The 15,522-nt window shown below is 63.9% G+C and carries 15 protein-coding genes; 9 read left to right on the top strand and 6 right to left on the bottom strand.

The window, feature by feature from the left end:
• Positions 1 to 74: 74 nt before the first annotated feature.
• The 9 genes from HT579_21380 to HT579_21340 all read left to right on the top strand — a co-directional run bounded on the left by HT579_21380 (position 75) and on the right by HT579_21340 (position 7,058).
• Positions 75 to 503, top strand: a complete 429-nt coding sequence (locus tag HT579_21380; protein ID QKS31253.1) for an ATP synthase subunit I — start codon at positions 75 to 77, stop codon at positions 501 to 503.
• A 17-nt stretch (positions 504 to 520) separates the two neighbouring features.
• Positions 521 to 1,291, top strand: a complete 771-nt coding sequence (gene atpB, locus HT579_21375; GenBank protein QKS31252.1) for a F0F1 ATP synthase subunit A — start codon at positions 521 to 523, stop codon at positions 1,289 to 1,291.
• 97 nt (positions 1,292 to 1,388) lie between these two features.
• Complete coding sequence (gene atpE / locus HT579_21370) at positions 1,389 to 1,646, top strand: F0F1 ATP synthase subunit C (protein QKS31752.1); 258 nt, start codon at positions 1,389 to 1,391, stop codon at positions 1,644 to 1,646.
• A gap of 40 nt (positions 1,647 to 1,686) precedes the next feature.
• Positions 1,687 to 2,157, top strand: coding sequence for a F0F1 ATP synthase subunit B (locus HT579_21365; GenBank protein QKS31251.1), 471 nt, complete (start codon positions 1,687 to 1,689; stop codon positions 2,155 to 2,157).
• Positions 2,158 to 2,161: 4 nt separating this feature from the next.
• Positions 2,162 to 2,698: a F0F1 ATP synthase subunit delta gene (locus tag HT579_21360; protein QKS31250.1), complete on the top strand. Its 537-nt coding sequence runs from the start codon at positions 2,162 to 2,164 to the stop codon at positions 2,696 to 2,698.
• Positions 2,699 to 2,708: 10 nt separating this feature from the next.
• Positions 2,709 to 4,247, top strand: a complete 1,539-nt coding sequence (locus tag HT579_21355; protein ID QKS31249.1) for a F0F1 ATP synthase subunit alpha — start codon at positions 2,709 to 2,711, stop codon at positions 4,245 to 4,247.
• A gap of 18 nt (positions 4,248 to 4,265) precedes the next feature.
• On the top strand, positions 4,266 to 5,129 hold the full coding sequence (atpG, locus tag HT579_21350; GenBank protein ID QKS31248.1) for a F0F1 ATP synthase subunit gamma: 864 nt from the start codon (positions 4,266 to 4,268) through the stop codon (positions 5,127 to 5,129).
• Between the two features lie 36 nt (positions 5,130 to 5,165).
• Entirely contained in the window at positions 5,166 to 6,566 is a 1,401-nt protein-coding gene (atpD, locus tag HT579_21345; protein QKS31247.1) for a F0F1 ATP synthase subunit beta, read from the top strand.
• Positions 6,567 to 6,635: 69 nt separating this feature from the next.
• Positions 6,636 to 7,058, top strand: a complete 423-nt coding sequence (locus HT579_21340; GenBank protein QKS31246.1) for a F0F1 ATP synthase subunit epsilon — start codon at positions 6,636 to 6,638, stop codon at positions 7,056 to 7,058.
• A 72-nt stretch (positions 7,059 to 7,130) separates the two neighbouring features.
• On the opposite strand, the gene HT579_21335 is transcribed toward HT579_21340, so the two are convergent.
• The 6 genes from HT579_21335 to HT579_21310 all read right to left on the bottom strand — a co-directional run bounded on the left by HT579_21335 (position 7,131) and on the right by HT579_21310 (position 15,310).
• Complete coding sequence (locus tag HT579_21335) at positions 7,131 to 7,718, bottom strand: hypothetical protein (GenBank protein QKS31245.1); 588 nt, start codon at positions 7,716 to 7,718, stop codon at positions 7,131 to 7,133.
• Between the two features lie 16 nt (positions 7,719 to 7,734).
• Entirely contained in the window at positions 7,735 to 8,478 is a 744-nt protein-coding gene (ubiE, locus tag HT579_21330) for a bifunctional demethylmenaquinone methyltransferase/2-methoxy-6-polyprenyl-1,4-benzoquinol methylase UbiE (GenBank protein QKS31244.1), read from the bottom strand.
• Positions 8,479 to 8,505: 27 nt separating this feature from the next.
• Entirely contained in the window at positions 8,506 to 8,934 is a 429-nt protein-coding gene (locus tag HT579_21325) for a DUF971 domain-containing protein (GenBank protein QKS31243.1), read from the bottom strand.
• A 127-nt stretch (positions 8,935 to 9,061) separates the two neighbouring features.
• Positions 9,062 to 10,669, bottom strand: a complete 1,608-nt coding sequence (locus tag HT579_21320; protein QKS31242.1) for a hypothetical protein — start codon at positions 10,667 to 10,669, stop codon at positions 9,062 to 9,064.
• A 34-nt stretch (positions 10,670 to 10,703) separates the two neighbouring features.
• A complete protein-coding gene (locus tag HT579_21315; GenBank protein QKS31241.1) occupies positions 10,704 to 11,135 on the bottom strand; it encodes an HIT family protein in 432 nt (143 codons plus the stop codon).
• A gap of 299 nt (positions 11,136 to 11,434) precedes the next feature.
• Positions 11,435 to 15,310, bottom strand: a complete 3,876-nt coding sequence (locus HT579_21310) for a DUF3683 domain-containing protein (protein QKS31240.1) — start codon at positions 15,308 to 15,310, stop codon at positions 11,435 to 11,437.
• Positions 15,311 to 15,522: the final 212 nt, after the last annotated feature.

Below are 15,522 nucleotides of genomic sequence, written 5' to 3'. Positions count from 1 at the left end.
TGCACCATGCGGGCCGCCGCAGAAGCCCTCGAACAGGGCTGCAAGCCAGCAGCCATCAAGGAATCGAAACTTTTTTGCATGTGCGGTTTGATTCCTCTTTACGAGTCTGGTATCCTGCGAACGTTTTGGAGGGGCTAGCTGTGCATCCTCAGGTCCGCTGGATCCTTCGCTGCCAGTTTCTGGTTACTCTGGCGGCGGCTGCCACGGGTGGACTTGTCGCAGGTCTTGATGCGGCCGTTTCTGCAATGCTCGGTGGTGGCATCGCCATGGCAAGCGCTTTCGCCTATGCCTGGCGGGCCTTGTGGCCATCGGGGAACACTGCGGCGGACGCACGCGCGGCCTTCAATGCGCAGGTGGCTGGCGAGGCTTACAAGTTCGCTGTGAGCCTTCTGCTGTTTGCACTGGTCTTCAAGGTGTATGTGCAGCTCGCCGCCTTGCCGCTCTTCCTGGCCTATGCGGCAACGATTGTCGTTTACTGGATGGCGCTGCTGCGGCAGCAATAGTCGAACAGGGGGAATTCATGGCTTCGGGCGAACCGCTCACATCGAGTGCTTACATCGTTCACCACCTGACCAACCTGACCGTTGGTCAGGGATTCTGGGCCCTGCACCTCGATTCCCTGATCGTCTCGGGACTGCTCGGCCTGGTCGCATTCGTCGGCATGGCCAGACTGGCGCGCCGTGCGACGCCGGGAGTTCCGGGCAAGATGCAGGCCTTCGTCGAGATGCTGGTCTCGTTCATCGACCAGCAGGTGAAGGATACCTACCACGGCAAGAGCCCGCTGGTGACGCCGATGGCGATCACGATCTTCGTCTGGGTGCTGCTGATGAACGCGATGGACCTGATCCCGGTCGATTTCGTGCCGATGCTGCTCGGGCAGGCGGGGGTGCACTACTTCAAGGTCGTCCCGACCACCGATCCGAACCTGACCTTCGGCATGTCGCTGAGTGTCTTCGTCGTCATGATCGTCATGGGCTTCAAGGTGAAAGGCTTTGGCGGATTCATGCACGAGGTGTTCACCGTGCCATTCGGCGCCAAGATGGCGCCCGTGAACCTGCTCTTCCGCCTGATCGAGGACATCGCCAAGCCGATCTCGCTCTCGCTGCGTCTGTTTGGCAACATGTATGCCGGCGAGATGGTGTTCATCCTCATCGCGCTGCTGGGTCTCTGGCAGCTGCCACTCGCCCTGCCGTGGGCGCTGTTCCACATCCTGATCATCACGCTGCAGGCCTTCGTCTTCATGATGCTGACCATTGTGTACCTGTCGATGGCCAGCGAGTCGCACGGCTAGCGCCCCGTTTGCACTGCCCCAATCGCCCGTTTGATTCACGTTGTCCCTGTTTAACCCATTTAGCATGTCTTATTAGGAGAGACTAATGGAAGCTGCTCTGTCAATGTTGCTTGGTAACACCGCCATCGCCGTCGCCATCCTGATCGGTGCGGGTGCTCTTGGTACCGCCATCGGTTTTGGTCTGCTCGGTGGCCGCTTCCTCGAAGGTGCTGCCCGGCAGCCGGAAATGATCCCCACTCTCCAGGTCAAGATGTTCATCGTTGCCGGTCTGCTTGACGCGGTCACCATGATCGGCGTCGGTATCGCTCTCTTCATGCTCTTTGCCAACCCCTTCATCGCCGTCGTCAAGGGCTGATCGCTACTCCTTGCGGACTAACTTTTGACAGGAGGTTAGCGTGAACATCAACGCAACGCTGATTGGCGAGGCGATCTGGTTCGCCGTCTTCATCTGGATCACGATGAAGTACGTCTGGCCACCGCTGGCGAAGGCCATGTCTGATCGCCAAAAACTGATTGCTGACGGACTTGCTGCCGGTGAGCGCGGCAAGCACGAGCTCGAGCTGGCCGGCAAGCGTTCCGCCGATGCCCTGCGCGACGCCAAGGCGAAAGCCGCGGAGATCATCGCCGCAGCCGAAAAGCGCGGCGTACAGATGGTCGAGGAAGCGAAGCTGGCGGCCAAGGTCGAGGCCGACAAGGTCGTTGCCGCGGCCAAGGCGGAGATTGCGCAACAGGTCGAACAGGCCCGGGCAGACTTGCGCAGCCGGGTCGCCGACCTGGCGGTGGCGGGCGCCGAGCAAATCCTGAAGCGCGAGGTGGATGCCAAGACCCACGCCGAGATGCTGACCGCACTCAAGCAGGAACTTTGAGATCATGGCCGAACTCGTTACCATCGCGCGCCCCTACGCCGAGGCGGTCTTCCGCATAGCGCTGGAAAACAAGGCGCTGGCAGCCTGGTCCGAGCGGCTGTCGCTGCTTTCCGCAATCGCCTCGGATGAACGGATGCGTGTCTGCATCGGCAATCCCGAGCTGTCGGCCGGGCAGAAGAGTGCGCTCTTCAAGTCGCTGGCCGGCAAGGCGCTGGAAGGTGGCGAGGCCAACCTGATCGACGTCCTCGCCAGCAACGAGCGGCTTGCTGCCCTGCCGGAAATCGCCGGTCTCTTCGAAGGGCTCAGGGCGGCGCAGGAAGGCGTCAGGGAAGCCACGATCTACAGCGCTTTCCCGCTTGACGAGCAGCAGCGCAAGGCTCTGGTCAGCGACCTGGAAGCACGCTTCAAGACCCGGCTGACTGCCGAAGTGGTCGTCGATCAATCGCTGATCGGCGGCGTCAAGATTGTGGTTGGCGACCAGGTGCTCGATACATCCGTGCTCGGAAAGATCGAGAGCCTGCGGTTGGCGCTCAAGAACTAGGAGAATTTCCATGCAGTTGAATCCTTCCGAAATCAGCGAACTGATCAAGAGCAAGATCGAGAATCTTGCGATCAGCGCCGATCTGCGCACCCAGGGCACCGTCGTTTCGGTGACCGATGGCATCTGCCGTGTCTACGGCCTGACCGACGTCATGCAGGGAGAGATGCTCGAGTTCCCGGGCAACACCTTCGGCATGGCGCTGAACCTCGACCGGGATTCGGTCGGTGCGGTGGTGCTGGGCGAATACGATCAGATCAGTGAAGGCGACACCGTCAAGACGACGGGCCGCATCCTCGAGGTGCCCGTCGGACCGGAACTCCTCGGCCGCGTCGTCAACTCGCTCGGGCAACCGATCGACGGCAAGGGTCCGATCAACAGCAAGCTGACGGACAAGATCGAAAAGGTCGCGCCCGGCGTCATCTGGCGCAAGTCCGTCTCGCAGCCGGTGCAGACCGGTCTCAAGTCGATCGACGCGATGGTGCCGATCGGCCGTGGGCAGCGCGAATTGATCATCGGCGACCGGCAGACCGGCAAGACCGCGGTTGCCGTCGATACGATCATCAACCAGAAGGGGCAGGATCTGATCTGCATCTACGTTGCGGTCGGTCAGAAAGCCTCGACTGTTGCCAACGTCGTTCGCAAGCTCGAAGAGAACGGCGCCATGGAGTACACCATCATCGTCGCCGCGACCGCCTCCGAGTCGGCGGCGCTGCAGTACATCGCACCCTACTCCGGCTGCACGATGGGCGAGTACTTCCGTGATCGCGGTCAGGATGCGCTGATCATCTACGACGATCTGACCAAGCAGGCGTGGGCATACCGGCAGGTTTCGCTGCTGCTGCGCCGTCCACCGGGACGCGAGGCCTATCCGGGTGACGTCTTTTACCTGCACTCGCGCCTGCTCGAGCGTGCGGCGCGCGTTTCCGAAGAATGGGTCGAGAAGTTCACCAACGGCGAGGTCAAGGGCAAGACCGGTTCGCTGACCGCCCTGCCGGTCATCGAAACACAGGCTGGCGACGTTTCCGCCTTCGTGCCGACGAACGTGATCTCGATTACCGACGGCCAGATCTTCCTCGACACCGACCTTTTCAACTCCGGCATCCGGCCGGCCATCGACGCGGGCATCTCGGTGTCACGGGTGGGCGGTGCGGCGCAGACCAAGGTGATCAAGAAGCTGGGCGGCGGCGTGCGGCTGGCCCTGGCCCAGTATCGCGAACTCGCTGCCTTCGCCCAGTTCGCGTCCGATCTCGACGAGGCCACCCGCAAGCAGCTGGACCGTGGCCGACTGGTGACCGAACTGATGAAGCAGCCCCAATACTCACCGCTGACCATCTCCGAGATGGCGATTACCCTGCATGCGGTCAACAAGGGCTACTTCGATGATGTCGAGGTCAAGAAGGCGCTTGCCACCGAGAAACAGATGCATGGGTTCGTCAAGCAGAAGTATCCCGACCTGATCAAGAAGATCGAGACGACCAAGGATCTTGACGCCGATGCCGAGCAGAAGCTGAGCAAGGCGATTGAGGAATTCAAGGCCACCCTGGCCTGATCGAGCGAGGAGATCGCCATGCCTAGCGGCAAGGAAATCCGCACCAAGATCAAGAGCGTCGAGAGTACGCGCAAGATCACCAAGGCCATGGAGATGGTGGCCGCATCCAAGATGCGCAAGGCGCAGGACAGGATGCGGGCAGCGCGCCCCTATGGCGAAAAGATCCGGCTGGTTGCCGGCAACCTCTCGCACGCCCTCACCGACTATCGGCACCCCTTCCTGACCGTGCGTGAACAGGTGAAGTCGGTTGGCCTGATAGCCATCACTTCCGACAAGGGCCTCTGCGGCGGCCTCAACACCAACGTGCTGCGCCTCGCCCTGACCCGGATGAAGGAGTGGGACGCCGAAGGCAAGAAGTTGCGGGTGACGGCGATCGGCAACAAGGGATTGGGCTTCATGCAGCGCGCCGGAGCCAACATCGTGTCGCAGCTCACCGGCCTTGGCGACACGCCGCACTTGGAGCGACTCATCGGCCCGGTCAAGGTGCAGCTCGACGCCTACATGAAGGGCGAGATCGACGTTCTCTACATCGTCTTCACGCGCTTCATCAACACCATGAAGCAGGAGCCGACGCTCTACCAACTGCTGCCACTGGCGGGTGATCTGGTCGGTGGCCAGGCCAACCGCTGGGACTACCTCTACGAACCTGACGCCAAGACGGTGATCGACGATCTCCTGGTGCGCTACGTCGAGGCGATGATCTACCAGGCCGTTGCCGAGAACATGGCTTCCGAACAGAGTGCCCGCATGGTCGCGATGAAGTCGGCTTCGGACAACGCGAAGAACGTCATCAGCGAGTTGAAGCTCGTATACAACAAGGCTCGCCAGGCAGCGATTACCAAGGAGCTGTCGGAGATCGTCGGCGGCGCAGCGGCTGTCTGACCACGGATAATCAGTTTTTTGTATAGGGATACGACGATGAGTCAAGGAAACATTGTTCAGTGTATCGGCGCCGTGGTGGATATCCAGTTCCCGCGTGACGCCATGCCGAAGATCTACGACGCGCTCCAGCTCGACAAGGCGGAAGAGTCCGACATGTGCGAGACCGATCTCGTCTTCGAAGTGCAGCAACAGCTTGGTGACGGCATCGTTCGCACGATTGCCATGGGGTCGTCGGACGGACTGCGCCGCGGCATGAAGGTCAACAACAGCGGTACCGGCATTTCCGTGCCGGTCGGCAACGCGACCATCGGCCGCATCATGAACGTTCTCGGCCGGCCGATCGATGAGGCTGGCCCGATCGCCACCGATGAGCGGCGCGAGATCCACCAGTTGGCGCCGAAGTTCGACGAACTGTCGCCATCCGTCGATCTCCTGGAGACCGGCATCAAGGTCATCGACCTCGTCTGTCCCTTCGCCAAGGGCGGCAAGGTCGGTCTCTTCGGCGGCGCCGGCGTCGGCAAGACCGTCAACATGATGGAGCTGATCAACAACATCGCCAAGCAGCGGTCGGGTCTGTCGGTCTTTGCCGGCGTCGGCGAGCGGACGCGTGAAGGCAACGACTTCTATCACGAGATGAAGGAGTCGAACGTTCTCGACAAGGTGGCGATGGTTTTCGGCCAGATGAACGAGCCGCCGGGCAACCGCCTGCGCGTCGCGCTGACCGGTCTGACCATGGCCGAGCGTTTCCGCGATGACGGCCGCGACATCCTCTTCTTCGTCGACAACATCTACCGCTACACGCTGGCCGGTACCGAGGTCTCGGCGCTGCTCGGCCGGATGCCGTCAGCCGTGGGTTATCAGCCGACGCTGGCGGAAGAGATGGGTCGTCTGCAGGAGCGGATCACCTCGACCAAGGTCGGTTCGATCACCTCGATCCAGGCCGTCTATGTGCCAGCCGACGACCTCACCGACCCGTCGCCGGCGACCACCTTCCTGCACCTCGACTCGACCGTCGTGCTGTCGCGCGACATCGCCTCGCTCGGCATCTACCCGGCCGTCGATCCGCTCGACTCGACCTCGCGCCAGCTCGACCCGCAGGTCGTCGGCGAGGAGCACTACGCCGTCGCCCGTGCGGTGCAGATGACCCTGCAGAAGTACAAGGAGCTGCGCGACATCATTGCGATTCTCGGTATGGACGAGCTGTCCCCGGAGGACAAGCTGGCGGTCTATCGGGCACGCAAGATCCAGCGTTTCCTGTCGCAGCCATTCCACGTTGCCGAGGTCTTCACCGGTTCGCCGGGCAAGTTCGTCCCGCTCAAGGACACGATCAAGGGCTTCAAGATGATCGTCGACGGCGAGTGCGACAGCATTCCCGAGCAGGCCTTCTACATGGTGGGCGGGATCGAAGAGGTCTTCGAGAAGGCCAAGACCCTCTAAGGCGCCAAACGGGCAACATCGTGCAGCCGCTTCTTTCGGACCGGCTGCACGACCCAGCAAGGAAATACCATGGCAATCAGAGTACATGTGGACGTCGTCAGCGCCGAGGAACTGATCTTCTCGGGGCAGACCGATTTTGCGGTCTTTCCCGGCGAGGCCGGCGAGCTGGGCATCTACCCGAAGCACACGCCCCTGCTGACGCGCATCAAGCCCGGCACCGTTCGTCTGAAAGTGCCGGATCGCGATGAGTACGAACTGGTGTATGTTTCCGGCGGCATGCTGGAGGTACAGCCTGAACTGATCACCGTTCTTGCCGACACGGCAATCCGGGCGCATGACCTGGACGAAGCGAAGGCGGCCGAGGCCAAGCGTCGGGCGGAAGAGGCTCTACGCGACCGCACCTCGGACATCAACCTGGCGACGGCGGAAGCGGAACTGGCGCAGGCGGTCGCCCAGTTGCAGGCCATCAAGAAGCTCCGCAACCGCCACTAGCAGCGCAGTTGCTGTCGCCGACGACAGCAGGGTATCAGGGGCAGCCGTCACAGAGAGGCTGCCCTTTTTTCTTCAAGCCTTCGCGCGGCTCGCTTCCAGCCGTGCCAGCCGCTTCTCCAGGCGTGCGAGGTCGTCGCGGACTCCATCGACCTGATCGCAGAACCGCGCGACTTCGCGGCGACTGGCGATCTCGCCGACCTCTTCGGTCAGGTACTCGGTAACGGCGGACGCCAGCTTGTTCGCTCCCTGCCAGTGCCAGCGGGCGACTCGCCCGGCCAGTTGCAGGCCGCGGCGGGCGACGACGTCGCCGACGAGGTGTGACAGATCGTCTTCGACATCCCAGCGCAGGTTGCCAAACACCAAGCCGAGGGTCTGCGCGAGATCGGCCGAGCCGGCGATCGTTGCCGCCGAGAACAGCGCAGAGCGGTCGCCAAGCAGACGCGCCGGGGTGTCTGCGGGCAGCTCGATGCGCACCGTCGCACTGGCGGTAGACGCGTCCTGCTGCAGGAGCCCATCCTCGTCGATGGCAACCCGCAGCAACTCGCGCCCACCCAGTCGCAGACTTGCGCTCTTGCCCGCGAAGGGGGCGAGACGCGCACGTCCCCAATCGTCGGCTGCCAGCAGGTGGTTGGCGAACGGTACCACGGCCCGGGCGAACATCGCGCAGCCGCCGGCTTCAGAACTTGAAGCCGCGGTGCAACGCCACGACACCGAATGCCAGGTTGAAGTACTCGACCCTTTCCAGGCCGGCCTGTTCCATCAGCTCCTTGAGAGCCTGCTGGTCGGGGTGGACGCGAATCGATTCAGCGAGGTAGCGGTAACTGGCCTCGTCACCGGTGACCATCTGGCCGAGGCGCGGGATCAGCTTGAACGAGTAGAAATCGTAAGCCGGTGCCAGCGGCTTCCAGACCTGGGAAAACTCGAGTACGAGCAGGCGCCCACCGGGCCGCAGCACGCGCCGCATCTCCGCCAGCGCCCGATCCTTGTGCGTCATGTTGCGCAGACCGAAGGCGACCGTCACGCAATCGAAATGCTCATCCGGAAACGGCAGTTTCTCGGCATCGCACTGCGCCACGGGGACGATGAAGCCCTTGTCGCACAGGCGGTCGCGTCCCCGCGCCAGCATCGCGTGATTGATGTCGGTCAGCCAGATCTGCCCTTGGTCGCCCAGCTTCCTGGCGAATGCCAGTGCCAGGTCACCGGTGCCTCCGGCGACGTCGAGCACGCGCCATCCCGGCCGAACCCCGCTCTTGGCGATCGTGAACGCCTTCCAGAGGCGGTGCAGCCCTGCCGACATCAGATCGTTCATCAGATCGTAGCGTTCGGCGACGGAATCGAACACATCCGCGACGTGCCGTGCCTTCTGGTCTTCGGCGATCTGCTGATAGCCGAAGTGTGTCGTGCTCTTGTCGCTGCTCATCGTGCGCGTCCCGGAACGCTATCTTCGTCAGGATTTCCGGCAGCCGCCATGCGCCTTGACGGCTAGCGGTCCGGCCTGCGCCGGTGCATCGCGGGTCGCTCCGGCACGCTGCAGACGCTCCAGGTAGGCTTGCCAGAGCGCGTCATGATTCCGGCCGAGGTTGTAGAGCAGATCCCACGAATACAGCCCGCTGTCGTGGCCGTCGGAGAAGATCGGTCGGATGGCGTAGTTGCCGACCGACTCGACCCGCTCGATGTCCACGTGGCGCTTGCCGACCTGCAGCACCTCCTGCCCAGGGCCATGCCCCCGCGCTTCCGCCGACGGCGTGAACACCCGCAGGAACTCGTAGCTCAACTGGAAGCGCTCGCCGCCATCGAAGCTCACTTCCAGCAGGCGCGACTTCTGGTGCAGCTTGATCTCGGTCGGAATTCTGGTGCTAGCGTCCAGCCCAGCCATTGCTGTCTCGGTGAAGGTTGGCGAGGCGACATCATAACGCAAAAGTTGCCGCGCCGCCCGTCGCCGGCACGGCAGCGCCGCACGCACGGGTCATCGCCGGAGACCCGTGCGTACCGCCGTGCCGAAGCTAGAAGGTGACGAAGCTTACCCGCTCGAAATCGGGTCCATCGCCGGCCACGTGCTGCAGCCGCACGCGCGTCATGCCCTGGTCGTAGACCTCGAGCACGCGCTGCGGGCGATACCAGCCGCGGGGTATGATCAGCGTCGGTTCCGAACCCATCACCGGCAACGCTGGCAGCAGGAAGGCGCGGCTGAAGAGAGCGGATGAATCGGCATCGATGCCCAGCATGCGGGCGGCGACGGCTCGCGGCTTACCAGGCAGCGCAGCGACGCCGGCCGTCAGGTTGCCATCGCTCTCCTGCATCAGCCATGCGACCTGTGCCAACAGGTACGAGTGGCCGTCGTGCGGGCAGAGGGCAAGCAACTGACCCGTCTCGATCCTGCCTCCGGCAAGCGAACGCACGATGCGGAAGCCGTTGGCGCACTGATCGAGAACCCTCCAGGTCTCGAGGTGGAGCCCCAGCTGGGACTGGCGGATCTCGAGCATCTGGGTCGGGTCCAGCATGTGGCGAAAGGCGAAGAGGTTGTCGAAGTCCTGGCGTGTGTATGCCTGGCCGCATTCCGGTTGGCTGAACTCGCTGCCAGAGATGTGGAAGTGCATGCCGGCGAAACCCGTACACACGGTGGCGGTGCCGGCGGCATCATGGCGGCGGAACCGCCTTCCGGAGCGCATCAGGCACCATGGGCGGTACAGCCGGTTGAGCAGGCGCTGGCATTGCGCGCTGCTGCAGTCCTCGCCGAGGCCGAGCTGTGCCGGTGCGATCCGTTGTTGCAGCTGCGTCCTGGCGGCACTGATCTGCATTGCCAGGCGAGTGCTGTCGAGGCGGCGAAGGTGTTCGGTTCGCTGCCCTTCGGCCGAGCCGTGCAGGCCAGCGTCGTGCATCAGATCGACGACCAGAGCCGGGAGCGGTTCCCCATCGACCGGTGGCTGCATACTCACGAGTGGTGCCCAGTTGCTCGCCCAGCGGCGGACGAGGCCGAGATCGACGGTAGACAGGCTATAGGGGCCGGCGAGGTCGAGCAGCAGCAGGGCGACGGTGGCCGCCATGCAGTGCGTGCTGCGGCCATGACAGTCGAGTGAGTCGGCGACCGGCAGCGTTGCGATGCCCCATTCCTCGGCACTGGCGTAGTATCCCAGCAGGTTGAGCCACAGACCTGCGGGCAGCTGCTGGCGGGCACGGAAGTGCTCGGTGATCGCCATGCCCGTGTAGTAGATGCAGCGATGCAGGATCAACGCCAGGCGTTCGGCGTGCGCGGCGCTGTCGGCCGGGCCCTGCAGTTGTGCGCAGTGGGCGTAGGCGCGCGCCGCCTTGAGCCAAGTTCCGACCACTTGCCGGAAGGCCTCCTCCTCGTTGCGGCCGAGGGGCAGCGCCTTGTTGGTGTAGCGACGGGCGAGTTCTTCCTCGATGAAGCAGAGTGAGATCCGCGTCTGCTCTAGCAGCTGCAGGTACACGTCCGCGACCGGCGGGCTCTGCAACAGGCTGTCGAGGAAGTGGTTGATCTCGCCCTCGGCACGCTCGGAGTTGGCCAGGGGAAGGCGCGAAAGGAGCTCGAACCCGCTCTGCAGGTCGGCGATTCTCATCCCCGTCCGGATTTCCGCCAGGGCTGCATTCATGATGTGCTCTCCTTTTTCTGCCACGGTCTGAGGGCTAGCGAGTGCGTAGTGCGTTGATGATCTGATCCGCCAAGTGACGTCCGTCGACCGCGCGCCGGTGCTGTGCCTGCGGCCGCTGCGGCGCTGCCCAGACCGGATTCGGGAAGTGCCGGTCATCACGCCAGCGCGGAATCACGTGCCAATGCAGATGCGGGGTCATGTTGCCGAGGCTCGCGAGATTGATCTTGTCGGGCTGGTAGAGGGCGCGAATGGCTTTCTCGACGCCAAACAGGACGTGCATCAGGCGTATCCGCTCCTGCTCGCTCAGATCCGTCATTTCGCGCACGTGCCGGTTGAGGATCACGCGGCAGAAGCCGGGGTAGTCGGGATCGCCGACGGCCACGACGCGACACAGTTCGCTCTCCCAGATCACCTCTCCGCCCAGTGCCTGGCACAGCTCGCAATCCTCGACTCGGTGTTCAAGCACCTGCTGACTCCTCTTCGACCCAATGGCGCTACTGCGCCGGTTTGAGGCGAACGATACGCATCCAGGCCGCGCGGCGTTAGGAAATAGGTCACGGACGGGGAGCAGGCAGGCGCAGTCTTGCGGCAAATTTCACGAGTTGTTGGGCGTGATGGCTTGTGGCGGGTGCTGGCGCCCGCCCTTGGTTGCGCACGGTACCGCGGGGCAGGCTGCGACTGGCTCGCCGGCGCCGCGTTGGCCGTTCGCCGCCCGATGGGCGAGGAGAGAAGCGTGCGCGGTGGCAGACCCGGTTGCCACCTGTGCTAGAGGAGGACCCGCTCGATGCCGCCCGCGGTGGCGGCGCTGATGTAGCGTGCCATCCAGTCCTCGCCGAGTTGCCGGCGGGCGATCTCGACGACGATGTAGTCTGCCACCGTGTCGGCGTCGCCATTGTAGCGCGACAGGCCCTGCAGGCATGACGGGCAGGCCGTCAGGAGCCTGACCTCGCCGCTGAAACCGTCGCTGCGCAGCCTGGCGGCAGCCCTTTCGATCTCCTCCTGTTTGCGGAAGCGTACTTGCGTCGACACGTCGGGGCGTGTCACCGCCAGCGTACCGGACTCGCCGCAGCAGCGCTCGGAGAGCTCCACCGACTGCCCCATCAGCTGGTTGACCACCTTGATTCCCGGCATCGTGCGCATCGGCGCGTGACAAGGATCGTGGTACAGGTAGCGGCTGCCGGCGATGCCGTCGAGCCGCACACCCTTCTCGAGGAGGTACTCATGAATGTCGAGCAGGCGGCAGCCCGGGAAGATCTGCTCGAAGTGATACTTCTCGAGCTGGTCCATGCAGGTACCGCAGGAGACGATGATCGTTCTGATGTCGAGATAATTCAGTGTGTTGGCGACGCGGTGAAAGAGCACCCGGTTGTCGGTCGTGATCGCCCGGCCCTGGTCGGCTTCGCCGGCCGCAGTCTGCGGATAGCCGCAGCACAGGTAGCCCGGGGGCAGAACGGTCTGCGCACCGATCTCCCAGAGGATCGCCTGGGTCGCCAGCCCGACCTGCGAGAACAGGCGCTCCGAGCCGCAGCCCGGGAAGTAGAAGACCGCCTCGCCGTCGTAGTCGGCGGCAGCGAGCTTTTGCGGATCACGGATGATCGGCACGATGCGGTCGTCCTCGATGTCGAGGAGCGCCCGCGCCGTCCGCTTCGGCACACCGGACGGCATCGGCTTGTTGATGAAATGAATGATCTGCGACCGCAGCGATGGCGCGCCCAGCGTCGCTGGCGGCTGCCGGGTCTGGGTCCGCAGCAGCCCCAGCCAGACGGCGCCGTGATGTGCCAGCCGTTGCGCCCGGTAGCCCCAGTCGATCATCAGCTTGCGCACGAGCTTGATCGTCGCCGGATCCTTCATCGTCAGGAAGGCCATCGCTGCCGCCTTGGCGGGGACGAACTTCTTCCGTCCCTGTTCGCGCAGCAGGTTGCGCATGCTGATCGAGACGTTGCCGAAGTCGATGTCGACGGGGCACGGGTTGACACACTTGTGGCAGATGGTGCAGTGATCGGCGACGTCGCTGAATTCGTCGAAATGTCGCAGCGAGACCCCGCGTCGGGTCTGCTCCTCGTAGAGGAAGGCCTCGATCAGCAGCGACGTCGCCAGGATCTTGTTGCGCGGCGAGTAGAGCAGGTTGGCACGCGGCACGTGCGTCGAGCATACCGGTTTGCACTTGCCGCAACGCAGACAGTCCTTGACCATCGCTGCGATGTTGCCGATCTCGGACTGCTCCATGATCAGCGATTCGGTGCCCAGTAGCGAGAAGGAGGGTGTGTAGGCCCGGCTCAGGTCGCCGCCTGGCAGCAGCTTGCCCTTGTTGAAATGACCGGCGGGATCCACCCGTGACTTGTAATCACGAAACGGCTGCAGATCCGCGTCGCCGAGGAACTCCAGCTTGGTCATGCCGATCCCATGCTCGCCGGAGACGACGCCGTCGAGTTCGCGCGCCAGGCGCATGATGCGTTCGACGACCGCGTAGGCCGCCTGCAGCATCTCATAGTCATCCGAGTTGACCGGTATGTTCGTATGCACGTTGCCATCGCCCGCGTGCATGTGCAGGGCGACGAACAGGCGGCTGCGCAGGACGCGGCGATGGATCGCCGTGATCTCTTCGAGCACCGGGCGATAGACGACGCCCTCGAAGATTCCCGTGAGCTGCGGCCTGAGCTCGGTCTTCCACGAAGCGCGCAGCGAGTAGTCCTGCAGGCGATGGAAGAGTGTCACTGCCGGTGCCTGGTTGCGCAGCGGTCCGGCGCGAATGCTGAAGCGATGGAAGTGCGCTTCCGCTTCCGCCAGCGGCAGGTCGAGATGGTCGAGCAGCCATTGCCAGCGATGGCGTACGCTGTTCACGGCGTCCAGTGCGGCAACCCGCCGCTCGCCGACCAGCGCTTCCGCGTCGAGCGCGGCATCGCCCTGATGCAGCGGCAGGCTGCCGCGCAGGAAACGCTCCAGCGCATCGCACAGGGCCAGCTTGTTGCGCAGCGAAAGCTCGATGTTGATGCGCTCGATGCCGTCGCAGTACTCGCCCATGCGCGGCAGCGGAATCACCACATCCTCGTTCAGCTTGAAGGCGTTGGTATGGCGGGAGATGGCGGCGGTGCGCGCGCGGTCGAGCCAGAACTTGCGCCGCGTCTCGGCGTCGACGGCGATGAAGCCCTCGGCACTGCGCAGGTTGCACAGCCGTACGACCTCCGAGGCGGCGCGCATCACTGCCGCTTCATCGTCACCAACGATGTCGCCGAGCAGCACCATCTTCGGCCGCCCGGCCGTTTCCGCCCGGCGCTTGGCTTTGGTCGCGTAGCCAACGGCGCGCAGGTAGCGCTCGTCGAGGTGTTCGAGGCCGGCGAGCAGGACCCCGTTTTCCTTGCCGGCTCCGCCAGGCTTGAAGTGATCAGTGATCTCGACGATCGCCGGTACCGCTTCGCGCACCTGGCCGAAGAACTCGAGGCAGACGGTGCGCGTGTGCCGCGGCATCTGATGCAGGATCCAGCGGGCGGCAACGATCAGACCGTCGGTTCCCTCTTTCTGCACCCCGGGCAGACCGGCGAGGAACTTGTCGGTCACATCCTTGCCGAGACCGCTGCGGCGAAACTGCGTGCCGGGAATCGCAAGGATTTCGGCTTCGCCATGGGGTGTGCGTCCGTCGCCCCGCAGCCGCCGGATCTCGAAGCGCACGAGTTCCTGCTCGTGGATCTTGCCCAGGTTGTGATCGAGGCGCGTGATCTCCATCTCATGCCCGGTGGCATCGACCATCTTCCACCAGGCGAGGTTGTCGAGCGCGGTGCCCCAGAGCACGGCTTTCTTGCCGCCGGCGTTCATCGCGATGTTGCCGCCAATGCACGAGGCTTCGGCCGATGTCGGATCGACGGCAAAGACCCGGCCGGCAGCGGCCGCTGCTTCGGCGACGCGGGCCGTGACGACCCCGGCACCCGTGCGGATGGTGGCGCAGGGCCGGTCGCAGCCCGGCAGCGTCCGTTCGTCGACCGCGCCGATGTCGCTCAGCTTCTCGGTGTTGATGACCGCTGCGAGCGGCGTCAGCGGAATCGCACCGCCGGTGTAGCCGGTGCCGCCGCCGCGCGGGATGATGCTCAGGCCGAGCTCGATGCAGTCACGTACCAGCGGTGCGATCTCCGCCTCGCTGTCCGGATGGAGGACGACAAAGGGATACTCGACCCGCCAGTCGGTGGCGTCGGTCACGTGCGCCACGCGCGCCAGTCCGTCGAAGGCGATGTTGTCGCGGCGCGTGTGCCTGGCCAGTACGCGGGCTGCCCGGGAGCGCAGCCGGGCTATCTCGGCGAAGTGCCGTTCGAAGTCGTCCACTGCCTGTCGGGCAGCGACCAGCAGCTGCTGTACGCGGCTGTTGCCGTGCCGGCGTTTGTCGATCTCGCGCAGGCGATGCCGCAGCGCCTCGACCAGCGCTTCGCGGCGCGAGCCACTGGCGAGCAGATCGTCCTCGAGGTACGGGTTGCGCTGCACCACCCAGATGTCGCCGAGTACCTCGTAGAGCATCCGTGCCGATCGGCCAGTGACCCGCTCGGTACGCAACTCGTCGAGCAGTGCCCACATGTCTTCGCCGAGCAGGCGAATGACGATCTCGCGATCGGAAAACGATGTGTAGTTGTAGGGAATCTCGCGCAGGCGTGCGTTCATGCATGTTCCCGGATGTTCCCGGCGGCTGCCAAAGGACGCATTCTAACTTACCGCAATGCAGCATCGCAGCACTCCTGGGCTGCCGTCAATCACAAACCAGGGCGATCGCATGAATGCCATTGTCGTTACCCTTCGAAAATAGTCGTTTACGTTCAAGAAGTTACGAAGTGGCTGTTCACAGCTCATTGATTTGTGTAGTTTTCTGTCTTTTT

The organism is Candidatus Accumulibacter similis, from assembly GCA_013347225.1.
GTDB classification, from domain to species: Bacteria; Pseudomonadota; Gammaproteobacteria; order Burkholderiales; family Rhodocyclaceae; genus Accumulibacter; species Accumulibacter similis.
Note: the sequence above shows the minus strand (reverse complement) of the source record. Positions and strands in the feature narration are given on the sequence as shown.

Excerpts from the sequence above, each read along its gene's own strand:
- atpB (QKS31252.1), top strand. The coding sequence starts at position 521 with ATGGCTTCGGGCGAACCGCTCACATCGAGTGCTTACATCGTTCACCAC.
- HT579_21360 (QKS31250.1), top strand. The coding sequence starts at position 2,162 with ATGGCCGAACTCGTTACCATCGCGCGCCCCTACGCCGAGGCGGTCTTC.
- HT579_21355 (QKS31249.1), top strand. The coding sequence starts at position 2,709 with ATGCAGTTGAATCCTTCCGAAATCAGCGAACTGATCAAGAGCAAGATC.
- atpG (QKS31248.1), top strand. The coding sequence starts at position 4,266 with ATGCCTAGCGGCAAGGAAATCCGCACCAAGATCAAGAGCGTCGAGAGT.
- atpD (QKS31247.1), top strand. The coding sequence starts at position 5,166 with ATGAGTCAAGGAAACATTGTTCAGTGTATCGGCGCCGTGGTGGATATC.
- HT579_21340 (QKS31246.1), top strand. The coding sequence starts at position 6,636 with ATGGCAATCAGAGTACATGTGGACGTCGTCAGCGCCGAGGAACTGATC.
- HT579_21335 (QKS31245.1), bottom strand. The coding sequence starts at position 7,718 with ATGTTCGCCCGGGCCGTGGTACCGTTCGCCAACCACCTGCTGGCAGCC.
- ubiE (QKS31244.1), bottom strand. The coding sequence starts at position 8,478 with ATGAGCAGCGACAAGAGCACGACACACTTCGGCTATCAGCAGATCGCC.
- HT579_21325 (QKS31243.1), bottom strand. The coding sequence starts at position 8,934 with ATGGCTGGGCTGGACGCTAGCACCAGAATTCCGACCGAGATCAAGCTG.
- HT579_21320 (QKS31242.1), bottom strand. The coding sequence starts at position 10,669 with ATGAATGCAGCCCTGGCGGAAATCCGGACGGGGATGAGAATCGCCGAC.
- HT579_21310 (QKS31240.1), bottom strand. The coding sequence starts at position 15,310 with ATGAACGCACGCCTGCGCGAGATTCCCTACAACTACACATCGTTTTCC.